The organism is Bradyrhizobium sp. IC4060 (assembly GCF_020193715.1).
In the GTDB taxonomy this organism is placed as follows: domain Bacteria; phylum Pseudomonadota; class Alphaproteobacteria; order Rhizobiales; family Xanthobacteraceae; genus Bradyrhizobium; species Bradyrhizobium yuanmingense.
The window spans coordinates 26,790-47,112 of record NZ_JADYVJ010000018.1; the positions used below are offsets into that span (position 1 = coordinate 26,790).

At 57.8% G+C, this 20,323-nt stretch carries 14 protein-coding genes; 8 read left to right on the plus strand and 6 right to left on the minus strand.

Features of this window, described 5'->3' with window-relative positions:
- From nodU to I6F16_RS33830, 5 genes are read right to left on the minus strand one after another with little or no spacing between them, the layout of a single operon-like run.
- A complete protein-coding gene (gene nodU / locus I6F16_RS33810) occupies positions 1 to 1,710 on the minus strand; it encodes a nodulation protein NodU (RefSeq protein ID WP_225174317.1) in 1,710 nt (569 codons plus the stop codon).
- A gap of 13 nt (positions 1,711 to 1,723) precedes the next feature.
- Positions 1,724 to 2,353, minus strand: coding sequence for a nodulation methyltransferase NodS (gene nodS, locus I6F16_RS33815; RefSeq protein WP_225174318.1), 630 nt, complete (start codon positions 2,351 to 2,353; stop codon positions 1,724 to 1,726).
- A gap of 11 nt (positions 2,354 to 2,364) precedes the next feature.
- A complete protein-coding gene (gene nodC, locus I6F16_RS33820; RefSeq protein WP_225174319.1) occupies positions 2,365 to 3,732 on the minus strand; it encodes a chitooligosaccharide synthase NodC in 1,368 nt (455 codons plus the stop codon).
- Positions 3,733 to 3,749: 17 nt separating this feature from the next.
- Positions 3,750 to 4,409, minus strand: a complete 660-nt coding sequence (gene nodB, locus I6F16_RS33825) for a chitooligosaccharide deacetylase NodB (protein ID WP_036015442.1) — start codon at positions 4,407 to 4,409, stop codon at positions 3,750 to 3,752.
- Positions 4,406 to 5,038, minus strand: a complete 633-nt coding sequence (locus I6F16_RS33830) for a NodA family N-acyltransferase (RefSeq protein ID WP_036015444.1) — start codon at positions 5,036 to 5,038, stop codon at positions 4,406 to 4,408. The genes nodB and I6F16_RS33830 overlap by 4 nt, the downstream gene beginning before the upstream one ends.
- Positions 5,039 to 5,870: 832 nt before the next feature.
- On the opposite strand from I6F16_RS33830, the gene nodD1 reads away from it, so the two are divergent.
- From nodD1 to hemN, 8 genes are all read left to right on the plus strand, one after another.
- Entirely contained in the window at positions 5,871 to 6,815 is a 945-nt protein-coding gene (gene nodD1, locus I6F16_RS33835) for a transcriptional regulator NodD1 (protein WP_036015446.1), read from the plus strand.
- A gap of 655 nt (positions 6,816 to 7,470) precedes the next feature.
- Positions 7,471 to 8,463, plus strand: a complete 993-nt coding sequence (gene nodD2, locus I6F16_RS33840) for a transcriptional regulator NodD2 (RefSeq protein ID WP_225174320.1) — start codon at positions 7,471 to 7,473, stop codon at positions 8,461 to 8,463.
- Positions 8,464 to 9,383: 920 nt separating this feature from the next.
- Positions 9,384 to 10,097, plus strand: a complete 714-nt coding sequence (locus I6F16_RS33845) for a MerR family transcriptional regulator (RefSeq protein ID WP_193375001.1) — start codon at positions 9,384 to 9,386, stop codon at positions 10,095 to 10,097.
- 290 nt (positions 10,098 to 10,387) lie between these two features.
- Positions 10,388 to 11,527 (plus strand): branched-chain amino acid ABC transporter substrate-binding protein, encoded by a 1,140-nt coding sequence (locus I6F16_RS33850; RefSeq protein ID WP_225156247.1) that lies wholly within the window; start codon positions 10,388 to 10,390, stop codon positions 11,525 to 11,527.
- Positions 11,528 to 12,930: 1,403 nt separating this feature from the next.
- Positions 12,931 to 13,293: a NolY gene (locus I6F16_RS33855; RefSeq protein ID WP_081493935.1), complete on the plus strand. Its 363-nt coding sequence runs from the start codon at positions 12,931 to 12,933 to the stop codon at positions 13,291 to 13,293.
- Positions 13,294 to 14,281: 988 nt separating this feature from the next.
- Positions 14,282 to 14,527: a hypothetical protein gene (locus I6F16_RS33860; RefSeq protein ID WP_036015451.1), complete on the plus strand. Its 246-nt coding sequence runs from the start codon at positions 14,282 to 14,284 to the stop codon at positions 14,525 to 14,527.
- Between the two features lie 484 nt (positions 14,528 to 15,011).
- Positions 15,012 to 15,737, plus strand: coding sequence for an outer membrane beta-barrel protein (locus I6F16_RS33865; protein ID WP_225174321.1), 726 nt, complete (start codon positions 15,012 to 15,014; stop codon positions 15,735 to 15,737).
- 1,764 nt (positions 15,738 to 17,501) lie between these two features.
- Positions 17,502 to 18,839 (plus strand): oxygen-independent coproporphyrinogen III oxidase, encoded by a 1,338-nt coding sequence (gene hemN / locus I6F16_RS33870; protein ID WP_036045238.1) that lies wholly within the window; start codon positions 17,502 to 17,504, stop codon positions 18,837 to 18,839.
- Between the two features lie 360 nt (positions 18,840 to 19,199).
- Here the strand turns inward: hemN and rocF are convergent, their stop codons facing one another.
- Positions 19,200 to 20,177 (minus strand): arginase, encoded by a 978-nt coding sequence (gene rocF / locus I6F16_RS33875; protein WP_225174322.1) that lies wholly within the window; start codon positions 20,175 to 20,177, stop codon positions 19,200 to 19,202.
- Positions 20,178 to 20,323 lie beyond the last annotated feature (146 nt).

Below are 20,323 nucleotides of genomic sequence, written 5' to 3' on the forward strand. Positions count from 1 at the left end.
TTAGGCTGACAGAAGTCGTTCCGTGGACGATGGCTTCTTGGCGACCGTTTTGCTCCAGAGCATGCCCTCGCACCAAACATGGTCGACACGCCCCCATTGGCAAGCTGCCGCAGCGTCCGGAAAGAATCCTCTTCCGTGGAGGTTGGCGCTCGTGTTGCAGAGCAGCGGAATGCCCGTGAGTTGCTCAAATTCGACGAGAAGCGCAGCAATTTCGTGAGGAGAGTTGCGGGAAATTGTCTGCAGCCGCGCCGAGCCGTCAAGGTGGACCACCGCCGGGACCTTGTCGCGCCAATTCGCCCGGGTCTGGTGATCGAACAGCATGTAAGGATCTGGCGTGCCCGGGCTGAAGATCTCCGGCGCCCGATCCTCAAGACAGATCGGCGCCACTGGTCGGAAGTGCTCGCGACGTTTGATCTCATTGAGATGATCCTTCATTGAAGGGCATGCTGGGGCTGCAAGAATGCTTCTACCCCCCAACGCCCGCGGCCCAAGTTCGGCGCACCCGGAAAGAAAGATGACGGGCTTATTGTCGGCAAGAATCGACGCAAGTTCACTCAGACTGCAAGGTACGGCCTCCCACTCCGGCGGAACCTCGCTCTCCTGGAGGGCAGGACCACTGTAAACTGACCATTGCAATGGCCCGAAGCCATCCTGCGCTGCCATGGCTCCGCACGCCGCGCCGATTGCCGAGCCGCTGTCATTCGGAAACGGGGGCACCCAGACATCATCGAATAATCCCGTCGCGCGAAGCGCGCTGTTCCATTTGATATTGAGACCGCAACCTCCGGCGACACATAGATTTCGCGCTCCCGGAAGCGACGAATATCTCAGCAGAAGCAGCGCGATTTCCCTAACAAGAAGACGTTCCAGAAACACATGGAACGAGGCGAGGACGTCCTCCGCTCGCTTGGTGGCCAGGCGCAATGCGCTTGCCTCGAAGAACGCGTGCATAGCTGCAAGAGACGATTCCGCATTGTTGATGTCTTCGCGGTAGCGGCGAGACTGCTCCGTGTCGGCCGCCAAGCGTGTTTCATAAAGCTCCTGAAACACTTCCACGATGCTTTCATCAACGGAGCCAAGAGCGATGTAAGCCATCAGCTTGCCGGCGATGCCCAGATCCCAATTGGAGCGGTTCGGCTGCCGGTATGGCCCGAAGTGAAGGCCCGCGGCAGCATAGGCGTGGCCAATCATCGGAAACAGCGATCCGATGAACCGAGCTCCGCGCGGTTCGACATAGTAAAGACGTGGAAAGATACAGCCATCCCATACCAGACAGAACGAGGGCTGTCCCTCGGCTGCAAAGGGACTGGTGCTATATGCCGACGCGACATGGCCTGTGACATGCGGGTAGCTCTTATATGGAAACTCCTTGCCTCCGAGGAGGAGGCCAACGCCGTCGACCGGATCAAGGAGGCCCTCAGCATGACGCTCGACATATGGCGCGCCTTTTAGCGCGACCTGCACCGCTCCGCTTAGGAGCTGGAACTGCGATTCACTCTCTCCGTCCCAGCCGTCAATGACGAACTGATCGATATCCCGCGGCTCCAGGCCATGCTCCGCCAAGGCGCGCACGACTGCATCGAGATTGTCGACGGACTGATAGCGTAGACTGTTGCCGCGCTTCTCTTGCTCAACACAAAAAAGAAGCCGACCGTCTTCGACGACAGCAATTGCTCCGTCATGTGTCAGCTTTATTCCGCAGATGCGCATACGTGCTCCTGGCCTAATGACCGACGTTTGATTGTTCCGACGAGGCGCCTGGCTTCCGAAACCGGACGATCAAGCAGTCTTCGTTTGCCGATCCGGTGCAGCAGTGCCGACGCTCGACCTCCGATAGGCTCTCCTTAAAGAGAGCGATCACAGTTTCTGCACCAGCAGCATGCCCCCAGCGTTGACATAGTTCATCACGCGCAGACCCGAAAATCAGAGTGCCACCTGGCGCAAGCATACTCACCAGGTTGCAGATAGCCGCATGCATCTCCCTCACGTCTTTGAGGTAGTAAAGAACCTCGGCCACGACAATCAAATCGAACTGCTCAGTGGTCGAGAACCGCTGAATGTCGCAGGTCACCCAAGTAATATGTGACCACTTACTGGTCCGCAGTCGCGCTCGCTCGATTGCCTGCGGCATGACATCCACAACGGTAAGTCGCTCGCATAGCGGCGCCAGCATCTCCGTGAATGCACCGGCTGCACATCCTACTTCGAGGGCAGACGCAGCATCTCCGTTGCCACACGACATCCGGAGCATTTGCGCGTATCGCTCCTGCTCGAACGAACTGCTGTCAAGGCGCCATGGGTCGTCGACAGCCAACTCTCGCTCTAATAGCTGATGGTTCGCGTCCAGATTCATGAGACGACCACTTATTTGTAGGCAGTCGAGCGTTCGCGACCGGAAACACTCTCCGTGGCCGCGAGGCCCCCTTTTTGAATGGCAGTATGAATGGCAGTAGGCCCCATCCCCACACTAGCCGCGCCTCGTCCGTCATTGGGGCGCAGGATGACACGCTGCTTCTCCTCTTCCGCCGGCACATTGGTAACTTTTCGGGATAGCCAATCGCTATTGCTCAATGTACAAAGCGCATAAGCCTTCAATGGTAGTAAAAGAAAGATATTGATCGGTGTGTGGAGCGAGAAGCCGATAAACCGCAAATCGCGGGCACGAAGCGCTGCCACACTGCACCGGACCATAGTCATTGCAGCAATCGTCAATCCCGTCCACCAGGGTATAGAGCCACCGATCACGAGCTGTGCAAGCGCAGTAAGTGTTGAAATGGCGAGGAGAAGTGGGCCGAGATTTTGCCCGATAACATCTAGGGTCAAATATCCATCGAGCTCTGGCAGCAGGCGCAATGCAAGAAACGTATCTCGAAAGGTACTGCGGGCCCAACGGAGCTGCTGACGCAGATATGGCCCAAGACTGTGCGGGACGACTGTGGCTGCTATCGCGTCTGGGACGTATTCGGTTCGAAACCCCGCCTTGAGCATGAGTATCGTTAGATGGCGGTCCTCGCCGAAATCACTCGGCTTCCCACGAAAGAATTGCGCTTCGTACTGATCAAGAAGCAAGGTGAGTGCGGAACGCCGATACATTGCACATGGGCCGCAGCAACACATGACGGCACCGAAGCGCGCCTGTGCCGCGCGCTCTTCGTTGCACGCGAGCCAATATTCCATATCGATCAGCCTGGTCAGCCAGGTCTGGTTGCGATTACTTGCTATGAGTTGACCCATCGCCGCACCAATTTCCGGGTCATGCATCTTCAATACAAGCTTCGTGACGACGTCGGGAGCAAGAACCGTGTCGGAATCGACGTTGACAACCAGATCCCCGGATGAGCTGCGTATTGCAGCGATCTGCGCTTTGCGCTTTCCGACGTTGTTGGCCAACAAGATGATATTGAATCTCGGATCAATGGCATATATCTGGTGTACAGGCGCGACCACGTCCCGGTTTGCAGACCCGTCATCGACCACATAGACCCGCATCTTTCCGGCGTAGTTTTGACTGGCAATCGACTCCAGACATTCAGCAAGCGTGTTTGGATTCTCATTGAAGCACGGCACGATGACGTCCACAGAGGGAAGGACCACCTCGGCTTGTCCGAGGCTGTCCTGTAGCGATGAGCTGATCGTCGGCTGGGCATAAAGCGCTTGCACGCTCTTATAGACAGTCGAGAGTAGCGCATAACTTGAAACAGCGGCAGCACTGGTTGTCGCGAGCAGGTCCATAGGGTGCCAGTTCTTGTTCAGTGGAGTTGAGGGAGTGGACGGATTACAAACCCGCGCCGTTGTAGTGCCGGAATCAGAGATGCCAGCGCCTTCGTGGTCTGATCACGCAGCGTTGTATCGGTGCACAGTCTCTCCTCATCGGGAGGATACCCGTCGTGCAGGAGCACAATTGCACCCGGGCGAACGTTCGCCAGCACCGAATTCACAATTGTATCAACACCAGGGCGGGACCAATCTCTCGGGTCGACCGACCAGTGCAGAGCCGTGAGACCAGCGCTCGCCGTCATTGCGAGCACCTGCTGCGTCCATATGCCGTAAGGCGCTCGCATATGCCTGGGCGAGGCCTTCGGGCACGCCAGACGGATCGCCTCGCTCGCGGTCAGCACTTCATCCTGTAGCTCCGCAGGTCCGCATCTGGATAGATCAGGATGGGTCATCGTATGGTTCGCAACCTCATGCCCTTCCGCAATCACTCGTCGGATGAGGTCAGGATGCTCGATCGCGTACGTGCCGATGACGAAGAATGTCGCCGGAACCCGATGTTGCGCCAGCACATCGAGCACCTCTGGCGTACAAAATGGGTTCGGCCCGTCATCAAAGGTCAAATAGACGGCTCGACTTCCGCTCACGTCAGCGTAGTCGCAGCGGACAGTGGATGGGGTGGAATGCTCTGTCACAACTCAGGCCCGTTCCGATCGATGAAAGTCCCGGCCGGCCATTCGCTTATCGAGCGTCCCAGCGGAAACACCACGACGACCACGTCCTCGAGGCGGGTCGGCGATAAATTGGGATAGACATCCGGCTGCGTGGAGCGGACGCGAATGCCATGCATCAGGGTGGCGAGCCCCTGCCTTTCGACCAGTCGCGTCATATGTCTCTCAAGCGCCGGCCGAACCGTGCCAAAGCCGAATGGAACGCCAAGCTCCTGCAGCACTGGATACATCACGCGCATTGCGTGGCTTATTCCGAGCCCTTCGAGATCCGGACGCACCGCATACAACCCCAGTTCTGCTACGAGGAGATCGACTTCACTAACTTTGATGAAGCGACGTAGTAGCCCGAGATGGGCCGCTACCCCGCGCGCGTCGTAACCAATTGCACGGAGCTCCGGTCTTGCGCCGGCCCAACTTCGGCTTCCCTCAAAGGGCTGCGCATTGAACGCGCCCGTCGGCCCATAACTCTTGCGGAAGAACTCCGCGAGCTCGGCATGATCGGCGAGCCGCAGCTCGTTCTCCCAACGAAGGCTCCACTGCACTTGAGCGCGCGCAGAAGAGCGTTCCGCAGCCGGGGACACGGCAATGTTCATGGCAAGCTTCCTTGCGCCAGTGGAATTAAGAGCGAGACGGTCAGGTGAACTCGTTAGTCGCCGAACGGCCAATCAAAACCGAGATGCGCGGACTTGCTGTGTCGGACCTCGGCACTGCTCGCCTGCACAGCGCCGCCGGCCCCATGCTCGCGAGGCAGCCAGCGCTCGGTTCGCGCTCCTCATCCGGCCAATGCCCTGCGTGCCATATATCGGAAGATGCCCACGATGCGATTCGACTAGCCAGAACCTGCCTGCACCAAAGAGCTTTTGCGCCTCCTGTCGCATCGATGTCCCTCGCTTTGATCTCTGAGGGCAGACCATCGACGCGCGGCCCTCATCGACGGCGCTTGGGATCGGCATCAAGTCAAACTGGCTTTCATACATCTTCGACACGCCCCGAATGCACTGGACAGGCGAGCCATTTGGAAAGGCGCCTGGATTTCTTGGCATCCGCAATCTGCGCCTGCCGCTATTCCCTGACACTAGAATGATGCTGAAAGCGCTCTCAAGTGTACGCGGGTAAACCTCGAATATGGAAACGGATGGCATCCCCATACCAAGGTTTATCGGACGCCGCTTGCCGACCAAACGAGCGCACTTCGCACGGAGGCGCAACACGGCTCGCATGCCGCGCCTGTAGACGGCCATGAAACGGACTCGGCGGCGCGCTCGCACGTCCAGGAGCTTTCCTCTGAGCTCACCTGAACGACCAAAATCCGTTGTGGTGTGCCTGGTTACTTTTTCAAACTTCAGTTTGCTATCCAACATCCCGCAATTTGGTAAAATCGATTGTTTCGATAGAACACATCCACACGATGGATAGACTGACAACATGCGGTTCAAAGGACTCGATCTAAATCTTCTCGTTGCGCTCGACGCCGTGATGACGGAACGCAACCTCACAGCGGCGGCTCGCAAAATTAACCTGAGCCAGCCAGCTATGAGCGCTGCGATCGCACGGCTGCGCACCTATTTCCGCGATGAACTATTTACTATGAGAGGTCGCGAGCTCGTCCCGACACCTGGCGCGGAGGCGCTTGCAGGTCCGGTTCGCGAGGCCCTGCTGCACATCCAACTCTCAATCATATCACGCGACGCGTTCGACCCGACTCAGTCGAGTCGACGCTTCAGGGTCATTCTTTCAGATTTCATGACGATCGTTTTCTTCCGCAGAATTGTGGACCGCATGGCACAAGAAGCTCCCGCCGTGCGGTTCGAATTGCTGCCATTTTCCGATGAACCCGATGAGCTGCTCCGTCGGGGCGAAGTCGACTTTCTCATTCTGCCGGAACTGTTCATGTCGAGTGCGCACCCTAAGGCGACGCTATTCGACGAGACCCTTGTGTGCGTGGGATGCCGCGCGAACAAGCAGCTATCCCGACAGCTTACGTTCGAGAAATACATCTCGATGGGGCACGTTACTGCCAAGTTCGGACGAGCACTGAGACCGAACCTCGAAGAATGGTTTTTGCTTGAGCACGGTCTGAGGAGACGAATTGAGGTCGTCGTGCAGGGCTTTAGCCTGATTCCGCCCATATTGTTAGACACGAACCGTATCGGCACGATGCCCTTACGACTGGCCAGACACTTCGAAAAACGAATGCCACTGCGCATCATCGAACCGCCTCTGCCCCTACCCATATTCACAGAGGCCGTGCAGTGGCCCTCGTTCCACAATACCGATCCCGCGAGCATCTGGATGCGGCGGATATTGCTGGAGGAGGCATCCAACATGGCATCTGGTGAGCAAACGCCTCCAACTCGCAGGCGCTGTTAGGCTTACCGCAAGCTGCGACTCCGAATATCCTAAGCACGCTATAGTCCCTTCGACGTGCTCGGTCCCTTCCTCGCTTCCGCGTCTCCTGGTCGTCTCCTGGGGAGACACTGCCACGACCTCACAATGCAGCGATCCGTTGCGAAGACTTTTCCAGTTGTAAGCGAGGTGACTTCCCAGGTGTGGTTTGATGGTCTTGCGCTGCATTCAGGGCTACCCCTGGCACTATCGCGGATAGAACACGCCTCCATCACAAATGTTTAGCTTGGCCAATAAAATGGCTTGAATCGCACATTGCGTCAGGTTGTAGGTTGACGGTCGCGACTAGCGCTGCACGACGCAGCCGTCGACGGAGCGCTTTGGGGAGCTCACGGCGCTCACGGACGCTGGGATGATCTGCCATCAGCGAGCTGAACGGACCAGCTACGTGGTCGGCCGAAACCGGCGAGACGGATCAGCTTGGAGGGTCCTGAAGCTTTCCCGCCGCGGCCGATCGGCTTACCGCTTGCTCTCCATTCTTGTGGTCATTTCGCGACTTCCTTATCGTGATCGCAGGGTTGAGCCGATGTCCATTCGGGCGAGCCAGGACGATTGCTCCAGGTGGAGCCGCCACCGCACGTTTTTTCGCAGCAAGGACGTTTGCGCCGGATAAGAAGAGATGCGTTTCAAAGGCCTGGATCTAAATCTTCTCGTCGCGCTGGATGCTCTGATAACTGAGCGCAATCTCACCTCAGCGGCACGCAGGATCAATCTCAGTCAGCCGGCCATGAGCGCAGCCGTTGCCCGGTTGCGTTCATATTTTGGCGATGAACTGTTTGGGATGAGGGGGCGCGAACTTGTCTTGACCTCGCGCGCGGAAGGGCTCGCAGCCCCTGTACGCCAGGCTCTGGTGCACATCGAACTCTCAGTTATGGCGCGAGACGTGTTCAATCCAGCTCGATCGAGCCGGCGATTCAGGATCGCCGTTCCTGATTTCATGACAGTTGTATTCTTAAGAAATGTCGTGGAGCGCGTCACGCGAGAAGCCCCCACCGTCAGCTTCGAACTGGCAGCGCCGACCGTTGAGCACGAGGAGCTCCTCCGCCGGGGCGAAGTCGATTTTGTTATCCTGCCAGATTCTCTCATGTCCAGCGCGCACCCCAGGGCGGCCCTGTTCGAGGAGAGACTCGTCTGCGTAGGTTGCTGCACGAACAGGGAATTACAACGCGGGCTTACATTCGATCGATATATGTCGATGGGTCACGTTGCAGTTAAGCACGGAGGTGCGCCCCACACGCCAATTGAGCGATCATTTTTAAGCGATCTCAGCCCTACTCGGCGCATCGACATTCTCGTGCAAAGCTTCAGCATGATCCCGCCCCTCCTTGTTGGGACGAACCGCATAGGCACGATGCCATTAGGGCTCGTGAGGCATTTCCAAAAGACCATGCCTCTTCAGATTGTCGAGCTTCCGGATCCATTCCCCGTCTTCACTGAAGCGGTCCAATGGCCCGCAATTCACAACAATGACCCGGAAAGCCTGTGGATACGGGAAATATTGTTCCAGGAGGCCACGCGCATGGCAACTGCACAAGAGCACCCCGTGACCAGCACTCCGGAAAGGGCCGGCAGTGCCGGGAAGTTCGCACAATCCGTCTCGCCGTTGCCGTAAGGATGTTCGTGAAGTCTACGAACTTCACACTCCAACACTTGTCTCGACACACACAATTGCACCTGCCAGGCTTGCTCTCCTTGTCGCGGATAAAGACCCTCCGGGCGCGCGGTTCATGAGACGTTCTTGATTTCTTTCGCGCGTTGGCGTTAGGCGCGATGTCACAACCGCAGAGTGTTGGTCTGACTTTAGAGACGGGGACGGAGCAGCACGTTCGCGCTTAGGCCAGGCGTTAAAGTTACAACCGCGACCGCCAAGCGCGTCTCTCGAGAAGGCAGGACCGGCACGGGGCTCCTGTCGTCAACGCTCCGAGTTAGTAGTTGCTCCCGATGGATGGAGGCGATCGGCTATTTGGAGTCGCAACAAAATGCGTCGTGAGCATAGAGGGCGTCGAGCATACATATCGCGCGGCTCTGCCGCGCTGCCAAAGCAAGCATCGCGCTCGCGTGTGGCCCTATGGCATCACTCTACAGTACACCGCTTCTCCCTCGCTCTGCGCCGCAGGTATGACTTCTTTTGGCCCTACCGCAGCCAAACGTCTTGACGACGTGCGCTGCCCTGGACGCAATTCAAACAAGGAGCTGAAGGTTGAAGCTATGCAGCAGCGTGTTCGATCCAGAAGAGCTTTCTGCCCTCGGACGACTTTATGATAGCGCCGTCGACGCGCTACCCCCTTCGATGCGGAGTCAAGAAAATCGTACGGCAATCGCCAAGCTCATCCTGGAGCGTACAGCGGCTGGCGAGGCTCAACTGGCATGCCTGTCGAAGTTGTTGATCACCCTTTCCCCCCAGGGTTGATCCGCCGCCATTCTAAGGATAGTCACCACTCTCGCGCTGGAATGGAAGACGATTCAGCTGGAGCTTAGAAGGCCGCTTGAATCATACGTGACGTCAGGTTGTAGGCTTCAGAATTGAACAACATGAACAAACCTACACCAAGAAGGCGCCGATTGCGCATTGGCGAACTTGCAGAGGCGACCGGAGTAACGGTACGCACGCTGCACCATTATGAGCACACAGGACTCCTAGCAGCCACAGAGCGTACTGACGGCGGCCACCGGATGTATGACCGGGATAGCGTGCAGCGGGTTCACCAGATTCGCGCGCTGCGTGAGCTTGGCTTCTCACTCGTCGAGATCCGTAAAGCCATGGAGGGCACGACCTCTCTCACGGACCTGCTGCGCAAACATCTAGAGCGCATAGAACTTCAAGTCGCTCGAGCAACTCTGTTGCGCGACCGTTTGCGCAACATGACAATCGACGGCGAGGCGCAAGTAAGTGTGGATGAGCTGCCTGCCACTCTGAATGCCATGTCGCGAGTCGAGACGCGTAGTCAAACGTCCCCATGCATCTGCAATTTGGCGTCAGAGCGCGAGGACCGGTGGCGGCGAATCCGTGACGACCTTCGCGATTGCATGGATCGGAGCGAGCACCCTTGCGGTGAGCGCGCAAAGGCTGTCGCGGTTGCGGCACGCTCGCTGATCAGCGAAATCGCCGGTGCCGATTCACGCGTTTCGATGATCCTGAAGGTACTTGCACGACTGAGCGCCCCCCGCGCTCTGGCTGGTTGGGATCCCTGCCTAATGCAATATCTCGATCTTGCCCTTGGTGGGTTGGAGGATCAGCCGTACTGACCCGTTCATGGCCGTTTCCACACGTCGGTTGACGGCAACCTGACAACGCTAGGTTGATTGGCCGCTCTCTGATGCGGGCTGAAAACTTTATGGGCTTAAGCGGACAGATGGTCATAGCCCGCCGATGCGCGCTCCTGATGCACCCATGCCCCTCAAACCCGCTTGATCCGCACGTAACGTCAAATTGTAGACTCTAGGGAAATTGGAAGCTGGTCGAGCCAACGCACGTTTGGCTTGGAGCAGCCTTGACCTGCATGGGTGTCTGATCACAACCACTTGGGATCACTTCAGTGAGCATTGAAGGCTATACAATTGCAAATACGCAGCGCGCTTCTGTTGCAAGTGCGGCGATTCTCTTCTGCGCTCTCGCCGCCCCGCTTGCGCGCGGTTCTGAAGTAAAGATCGCCGTGGCTGGCCCAATGACTGGAAGCAGCGCCGCGTTCGGCGCGCAAATGCGCGATGGTGCAGCTGCGGCGGTTGAGGACTTGAACGCTTCGGGCCTACTTCCGGATAATGCCAAAGTTATATTGAGGGTCGCTGACGACGCCTGCGACCCAAGGCAAGCTGTCGCAGTTGCGAATAAGCTCGCGACAGAGCGCGTCCTGTTGGTGGTTGGCCATTTTTGTTCCTCTTCGTCGATCCCGGCCTCCGACATCTACGCTGAAGCAGGCATCGTTCAGGTGTCACCAGGCTCGTCAACTCCTCAGCTAACAGAGCGCGGCCTTGAGACTGTCTTTCGGATCTGCGGTCGCGACGATCAACAGGGGACCGTTGCCGCCGAGTACATTCACGTGAACCATCCCAACGAGAACATCGCGGTGATCGACGACAAGAGCACTGCTGGAAAGGGCATTGCCGACGTGGTTGAAGCTCAGCTTCATCGACTCGGACGACAAGTCAGTCGGCAAAGCTATGTTGCAGGTGAACGGGATTTCAGAGCGCTGGTCTCAAGAATGAAAAAGGATCGAGTGCGCGTCGCCTATATCGGCGGCTATCATACCGAAATCGGATTGTTTGTGCGCCAGGCATCAGATGCAAAAGCAGACTTCATAGTCATGGCAAACGATCCGCTGATGACCTCTGAATTCTGGGCGATTACCGGCAGCGCTGGGAATGGCACATTGTTTACCTTCATGCCCAATCCCGCCGGGAGTGCCAAGGCGGCCGGCGTTGTCGCCGGACTCAAAGCTTCCGGCCTGTCCGGTGAAGGCTACACGCTATACGCCTATGCAGCTGTGCAAGCCTGGGCAGAGGCGGTGAACCGGAGCGGCTCCTTCCATGCTACGCGGGTCGCCAGCGCACTTCGTTCATGGCCGGTCGACACCGTGATTGGCCCGGTCCGGTTCGACAAAAAGGGAGACAACTCGGCTTCTGGATTTTTGGTTTACCGCTGGCGCGACGGCCATGTTGAACGTGTCAAGCAGTACTGATTGGCACGCACCGCCGGCTCCAAACGCAAAGTATCACGAATGACGAGACGCCCTCAGAACGTTATCGCAGCGATACTCGCTAGCTCTTTTATACTTGCTGCTTTCGGAGCGTTTTTCGCGTTCGCTGCGGCGCTCGCAGAACTAGCTAGGGTCGAGCTGACGGAGGTGCTACGTCCGATGATAGACAAATAGCAGCCCCGTTGTCCTGATCCGTCCGGCAGCACAGGACCGCTGGGCGGTCGACTACAGTTCTGGCGGGTCTGAAGGCATGACCAGCCGGATCGCCATTGACACATTCTCCTGGACCGATCATATCGCGCAAGCTCGGATCCACGCAGGGAAGAGAGAGCGGGACGGCATGAAGCAATCAGGACCCATTACATAGGCTATAGCCGGGTATTGCGGGTAACCACAGCTGGTGGATCGTCGGCGCCGAGATTGCATGTCTGTCTCTTCGGCTCGGGACTACTGCAGAGCTTCTTCGGCTCCATTTCAAAGCTATTCGCAAACGTGCAGCCCTGCGACTTCTTCTTTGTCAACCATGATCGGTGATCAACGGATCAGCAACCCTGCCCGACATCGCTTATGCTCTGAGCCCAGACCGCGGGAAGAACCAGTTAACCGGCTCCCATGAAGGCGGTGAGGCTGCTCGCGGGCGCTATCAACGAACTGGATGCATCCCATCAACACTTTCGATTTTACTCATTCAGCCCAAACACCGCATAAGTCGACGCCGGATTACGGAAAGAACAGTCCACGAATGTCTCGTGACAATGGCTCTTTGCAGGTTGGTCGCAGCTCAATTCGCGTCTGTCGTGGCTGCATCACGCAATGTTTGACAGCGAAACACGCGGGGCACCAATGCAGTGCGATGAGCAACCGCAGGCGGGCGCGCAATCTATCACGTTGTTGTCTCTCGCCTTTGCCATGATACTCGGCGGCTCCAAGAAAGCAGCTTTCACGCGCACTGTTCGGCGAAGGTAAATGCGTCCGCAGCATAGAACTTGGGCAGGTGAACTGTCCTTTGCACCGGTGCGGGCCGGACTATTCGCTCTGACCAGGCCGATAGCATCAACAATCCAGCCGTGTCGCCGCGGCTCCAAGCAAGGCAGTACAATCACCTGTGTGACCCCGACTGGGGTCACTGCAGCTATCCGACGCGCTGGACGGCTCGATCACGCTCCAATAGACTTCCGGGCCACTTACAACGCTTGTCGGCTTTTCCATATTCGCTCACTTCGCCTTTGCAATCCTGTCGCGGGAGATGTGTGCCGCCCTGTTTGGGGACCGTGCGCACCTCCCGTGCAGCAGCGATTCGTCGGCCGACGCATCCGGCATCTGGCGAACGGGAAAAGATACCCTTATTCCGCCTGTCTTGCATTTCACCATTTTGGAGAAATTCCGTGAAACTTGACCCTTCCAATTCACGCATACAGGATCTCGAGGATCGCATCGACCTGCAACTCGACATCGTGGCCGCGCTCATGCGCGAAGAAGGCAACGAGCTCGAAGCGATCCGACTGCTCAATGCACTCATAGGCCAAATGATTACGGCGGAGCTGGAGCTCGGCCAGCGTGGTGATACGAGCACCGATGACGGGCGAATGCGACTGTCGCGAGACCGTGGCGTTTACCACCCCGAGGACCTTCATTTTTTGGGACGCCTCTTCGATCAGACTGTGGCGGCATTACCGGCAGCGCTACGAACTTCCGTCAATCGAATGACGATCGCCAAGCTGATTTTTTCACGTGCGGCGGCGGACTGAACTTTCATTTGGCTTTTTCTGGGTTGACGGCGCTGACCGAACGTTTATCGCTGGACTGACAATCGTGCCAATGTCGTCCGCACCAGATCGAGGGTATGCGGCTTATGGGCTCCCCGTCCATAAGCGGGTCGCTTCCGCTGGCTTTCTATATCACAACTGCTCGCGACGACGTTCGAGAGCAGGCTCGCTTTATCTCGCGCCGCGGACGACACAGTTACGTTCGATCTAGCAAGACCTTGCTGTTCCTCGACGCCTGTGGCCACCAAGAGCTGATAGCGCGGAAGCGCAACCCAACACATACGTTCGAGACACCGGACGGCTATCGCCGCTTCCGACCGCTCCCTGCGCCGACCTTCGAACTCGCTACATGTATCAGATACGATTCCCCAAGCAGCCCTAGGGGATGTGGTGCTTCTTCTTCCGATCAAGGTCTACCAGATGAGGTAGCTACGACATGTTGGATGTGTGGTACCCTTCAAAGCTAATGCTCGGAACAGGGCGATCAGTCACTCCGCACGTTAGCAATCTTTCCGCGAGGCACCCCGAGATTGTCCGCCGCGCACTGGTGGCGCTGAGACGCGGCGCGCACCACCTGTCAGTATCCGAGAACCTCACATAGCTTTCCGAGATCACAATATTGCGGTTGGGCCGCTCACGTCCGGTTAGTCGTGACTGGCCTAGCGCGGATCTTCCGTTTGCAGGAAGAATATCCACAATTTATTGTCGACACCAATCAACAGCGCACTACGGTAAAGAAGCGCGCTAGAATCCCTGCTCGTTTCACTCCTTTCAGAATTATTCGACTGCGCCTGGCAATACGACATTCGGTCATCCGACTTTCAACAACGATCTATAAACTTCCCTGAAGCACCGAGAGCAGCTCGATCGGGGGTCTGCACGCTGATGTCTTGCTTGCTACACGTCACGAAATCTCGGTTAGCTTTTGGGAGGTTACTCCCTTGTGTCAGGATGTCGAGGAGTGTTTTAGATGGATCAGTTTTCTTCCGACCAAGTGCAGGTGCCAGATGCTGTCGTGAGCGTCGCATTTGACAAGGCTTGGGGCTTCGTCGAGAAGGATCCCTTGCTGGCACATAATCTGAAGGCCGTCCTTCATAGACAATTGCGCACTTACCTTGAGTGTTCGATAAGAAAAGGCGAACGGAATACTCTGAATCTGGCAAACGAGGCGATACGCAACTTGCGTGCTGAACTCGCGCCGTCGACGGAGCAATGAGCGCTTGCAGCCGTACCGCTGGGAGCGTCTGGCTTGGTAAACGCATCTAACGGGTCTATGCGATAGACAAATCGGGTCAGAGCGTGGTCGAGCAGACTTTCCTCTACTGAGGCTCTGCCCGGCGCGCCCGTAATCAAGGCCTTCATTACCGATCTGTCTGAGCCGTCAGCATGCACGAAGTGTGTAAGCGCGGCCTCGGTTTGCCGGTTTGCAACAGAAGGAGCCAAGCACCTCCCAACTTTGCAGTCGCATCGACGTCATCATGAACGGCTCGTGTCCAAAGAAGGGCCCCGCGAGGCACCACTGCCGGGCCGCAGCGTCTCGATGGATGTGGAGCAGCGGCATTTTGCGCGCTCCGCAATCTAACGCCGCGTACGATTGGACACATTTCTTTCCAAGACATGTTGTGCGGCAGTTACAGCAATTCGCGTTCATATTGTTAAACGCACGGCGCCGGGGGGCACCGAAAGGAAACGACACTCGAATGAAAAACATTCTGATTCTGACTGCAACCATCGGCGCACTCGTTGCCGCCGCTCCCTCCTTCGGCACGGACCTGGCCGGGCAGCCTGTCAAGGTCAAAGCGGCACCGCTGCCTGCCGCGGCCCCGATTACCGATTGGTCCGGCTACTATATCGGTGCAAATGGCGGCTGGGGAACGAGCCACAATTGCTGGGATTTCAATGGCGCCACTCCCGAGGGCTGCCATAATTCGACTGGCGGGACCATTGGTGGCCAGATTGGCTATCGTTGGCACATCTTCAACATGGTCTACGGCATCGAAGGTCAGGGCAACTGGGCCGACTTCAACGGCTCCAATATCAGCACCGCCTTTCCGGCAAACACCGTTGGCACCACAACAGATGCATTCGGTCTACTCACGGGCCATATCGGCTACGCGTTCAATGCCGTGCTCCTGTACGGCAAGGGTGGTGCTGCGGTGACCAGCAACACCTATCAGATCAACTCAGTGGCTACTGGCACCGAGATTGGCAAAAGCAGCGATGTGCGTTGGGGTGGCGTGCTGGGCGCCGGTGCCGAAGTCAGCCTCACGCCGAACTGGTCAGCTGGCGTCGAGTATAACCACTTCTTCATGCAGCGCAGCAACATCAGCTTCCCAGCGGCTCTTGGTACGGATCGCGTCCACCAGGATGTTGATCTCATCACGGCACGGCTCAATTACAAGTTTGGCTCGTCCTTTGCTAGATAGAGACCTCTACGCGGTTGCGTGAATCGGAACCCCGGCCTGCGGTCGGGGTTCTTTCGCGAGTTGATCCCACAAAAACGGCAATCATGACATTGGTAGGGAAGGCGACAGCACCATTTGCGAAGCCGGGACACGAGGTGACTTACAGCAAGAAATGCAGCTTACCTCGGCGGCCCCTCGAGTCCGGCCCTCTCAGGGCCAAAAGCGCAGCCCTATTCCAGCCCAGTCAAGTACAAAGTTCGGCAGTTGATGGGACGGTCTACACACGACACTCATTAAGGACCTTGACCTGACTGCAGCTCCGGCCGCGCCATCCCCACTTAAGCCCCCTTGCGGAAACACAACAAGGCCGCACCTGATGCACAACTTATGAAAGGCTCGGTGGAAACGGCGAAGATCTTCGCCAAGATCGTTGAGGCATGATTTCTCTGCTCTTCGCGATCATCTCGCTGCTCTGTACGAGCGTTGGCGAGGCGCGTGGTACTGCACTAATAATTTTCATTGGTATGCCACCGCATTGTACAACAGAGGTCGGGTGGGGCACCCACTTTCGGCTGATCAAGCGGTTGCGGCAATCTCCTCGACACCTGGGTAGGCTCAGCTCGCATTCGCGCAAGAGCATCTGCAGGCTCGATTGGTCTACCGAACCACAAACTTCCTCGATCCATTGTGAATGGACTGGAATACCAGGATGCGAACGCATTCATGCAATGAAAAGGCGCAAGATCTCCCCTCCCCGGTCCTGCATAGACGGCTCGAGCTCGCAGCATCGAGAACATAGTGACTGGATGGTCGACGCCTGACCAGGCGGCCTATGTGACACTGAGAGCTGCAGGTGCATCACATCGACGCGAATGAAGGCTAACGGAGTAGATATGCGCGATCTGGCGCCGATCGATAGCTGCAAAGGCTATGTTCGAAAGAAAACAACCTAGCTGGTCACGCAGAATAGACCATTGCAGATAGTGTTACGTCTGATGCATCTGGCCAGAATTCGCTTTGCCATCAGCAGAACGTCCACAGTCGTTGTGAGTTGGTGAGCTGCATTAGACAGCAACGAGACGCCGCCAAACCAAGGCGCCCCGACGCACTCGGCCGGGGGGCTGAAAGTGCGCCGGGTTCGCCCCAACATCATCAGTACATCCGTGATGATGCTTGTGGCAATGAGACAAGCAGCGTGGCGGAATTGAGGCTTATGCGTTCGATACTAGAGATCAAAGCGAGTTTTCGTCGGCAGCGCCGACGGACTCGAATCGCACGTCGCGTCACGTTGTACTATTGCGCTCCTCTCGCTGTCATCCATCAAGCAACTTGTCTCCGTGGCACGCCGGCCTTTGACGGGAGGCATCCGTTGAACCCTGTGAGCAATCAAATCGGCCTTTGCTTGGGAAAACCGGTTTGAAAATCTGCGGCAAGCTCAGCTGCTTCTGGTGAGAGCTGCAGTCCCTGTTTTCGTCGCAAAAATAACTAGCCCTCAGCGAATGCGGAAACGACGTGCCCTTGTATGAGCGATTGAACGCCGCGCAGGCTCGTCGGGCACGACTAGCCGCTTCGAGCGTGCTCGCACGAGAAATTCATATCCTAAACGTTCAGATAGCCGCCAACGAGCGAGTCTCACTCCCTCACCCTGCCCCTAAGCCGCGTTTGCAGTCGCGTCGAAAACGGGACCAGATCTCAGAAACCACTAGGCGGGTTTGACATATCGCAAAGACATTAGAGAGGGTATTCGTCAGCTTTATGCTGGCCTGAGCACTGGAAAGTTAGGACTTGCAGACCTCCCTTCTGAACAAGTATTGCGATGCTCGCCTGCCTTGGTACACCATCTATCCAACCGTACGGGATTTCTCCGCGATGGTCGGTGTCGAGACTTGTGAGACATGGCTGAGGCGACTGCCGCCCGACGAGCCCGTATCGCTCTACATCCACGTTCCGTTCTGTCGCTCTATCTGTTGGTATTGCGGCTTCCCTACAAGCCTTACTCGCAGCGAGCGACCGGTCCGCAATTACTTGGCAGCATTGCGAGAGGAAATAGGCTTGGTCGCGGAGCAAGTGCCGCGCGCTCTGCCGGTGAGCGACGTGCATTTCGGCGGCGGGACGCCGACCACCATTGCACCGAGCGACTTTCTCGCCTTGATGGAACTCCTGCGCCACTGCTTTGCGTTCAGAAGATCACCTACCATCGCCATAGAAATCGATCCGCGTGGGGTCACGCCCGAGATGGTCGAAACGTTACAATCGGCCGGGATCAACCGCGCAAGCATCGGCGTGCAAAGCTTCGATCCTATAGTTCAAAGGTCGGTCAACCGCCTGCAGAGCGAGGTGCTAACGGCTTCTGTCGTCGAAAGTCTACGCCAGCATGGGATAAGCCGCATCAATTTCGACCTTCTCTTCGGACTACCGCATCAAACGGTGCGGTCCTGCGTGGACTCAGCGCGGACAGCTCTGGCCATGCGGCCAGACCGGCTTGCGGTTTTCGGCTATGCTCACGTCCCCTCCTATATGAAACGTCAGCGCCATCTCGATGAGACGGCGCTGCCGGACAATATTGCCCGCGCTGAGCAAGCCGCGGCCATTGCAGATACCCTGGTCTCGGCCGGCTACCACCAGATCGGGCTCGACCATTTCGCCCTGCCCAACGACGAGCTCGCCCTGGCGCAGAAAGCTGGTCGACTGCGCCGCAACTCCCTCGGTTATTCGGCTGATACCTGCAAAACCGTAATCGGCCTAGGTCCGTCCGCCATCGGCCGTTTGCGTGAGGGTTACGTCCAGAACGAGATCGCGACCACTTCCTATTCCGAACACGTTCGGGCCGGCCGCTTGGCAATCTCAAAAGGCTATTGGCTGTCGGCCGAAGATCGCCTCCGCGCCGCAATCATCGAGCGTCTAATGTGCGATTTGCAGGCCGACATACCAGCGATCTGTGCTGCTCACGGATTTGATCCGATTCCTCTTCTCAATTCCGCAGGCCGGCTGGGAATGCTTGCCGAAGACGGGATAGTGGACATTGAAGGGGGTTTAATTCGGGTCAAGCAGGAGCATCGGTTTGTCGTTCGTGCAGTCGCTGCCGCATTCGACACTTATCTCGACCGTACGCCTATTAGCTAAGCCACGCATGTGAGCAGACTCCAAACATCTAAGCTCTTCGCGAGGGAATGATCCCAAGAGGCGCCTCCGACAGACAGGCCAGATTTCGAGGATGGAGCGGCGGTGTTCGATACAGGCTCAAATCGGCGAGCGCTGATCAGAAGAGAGCTGATTGGAGAGAAGCGCAGCGGATTCCGCCGCTCCGGCCCCCTCGATCGGTTGCGCGGGAGGGCCCGGCCTTTAGCCGCGCCGGAGTGGCAAGTCCGGGCGCTCGTCTCAAATAGCCTTGCCGAACGCTTGGCCTGCGGACGGCTCTGCAAGGATGGACGGGCGGGCGGCTCTTGCTTGGTCTTGGCAGGAAGTGCTGCAGGCCAGCGGCCATCACTCGCCTGGTGCGATGGCATTGCTCGGCGTCGGCCGGTCGGTGATCTGCTGACCGAACAGGCTGCCGATCAGCTCGACCGCCGTGCGCGCGGTCCGACCGCGTTCGTCCAGGAACGGATTGAGCTCGACGATGTCGACCGATCCCACGACGCCGGAATCGTGCAGCAACTCCATGATCAGGTGCGCCTCGCGATAGGTGGCGCCACCCGGCACGGTGGTGCCGACGCCCGGCGCCACGGAAGGATCGAGGAAATCGACGTCGAAGCTGACATGCAGCACGCCATTGCTGGCCTTGACCCGTTCGATGACGCGGCGGATCAGGACGGCGACACCGAACTCGTCGATCTGGCGCATGTCGACGATCCGGATCCGGCGCGAGCGCATCAGCTCTTTCTCGAGCTTGTCGATCGAACGCGCGCCGAACAGATCGAGCTTGTCCGGGAGAATCGAAGCGCGTGGATCGTCGCCGAGCAGGCCGTCGAGCCCGGGCTCGCCGCACAGGAACGCGGCTGACATGCCGTGCATGTTCGCGGTGATCGTCGTCTCCGGCGTGTTGTAGTCGGCATGGGCGTCGAGCCAGAGCACGAACAGTTCGCGGCCGCGCTCCTGCCAATGCCGCGCCATGGCATTGACCGACCCCATCGACAGCGTGTGATCGCCGCCGAGAAAGATCGGCAGCGCACCGGTCGTCGCGATCTCATAGCCTCTGCGGCTCAGAACGCGGGTCCAGCGCTGGATTTCGCGGTAATGATTGGCTTGTTCGGGCGGCCTGTCGGTGAGATCCCGGACGTCGGCGACGGACAGATCGCCATAATCGACGACCTCGAAATCAAGGCTTTCCAGCAATGTCGCAAGGCCGGCAGTGCGCAGCGCCGCAGGCCCCATCAAGGTGCCGCGCTGCGAAGCCCCCATGTCGATGGGAGCACCAAGCAAGGCGATACGCCGGGCTCGATCCGTCATGGTCCGATCGGTCACGGCTGCCTCCTGACATCAGCAAGGTTGACCCAGCGCGGATAGCCAAAGGTGCCGGCTTCCATCAACACGCCTGGAGGTCGCACCCTTGAGCACGGAGATACCGCAATCCACGTCCCAACCCGGCATGGCCGAGCGTCGCCGCTAAA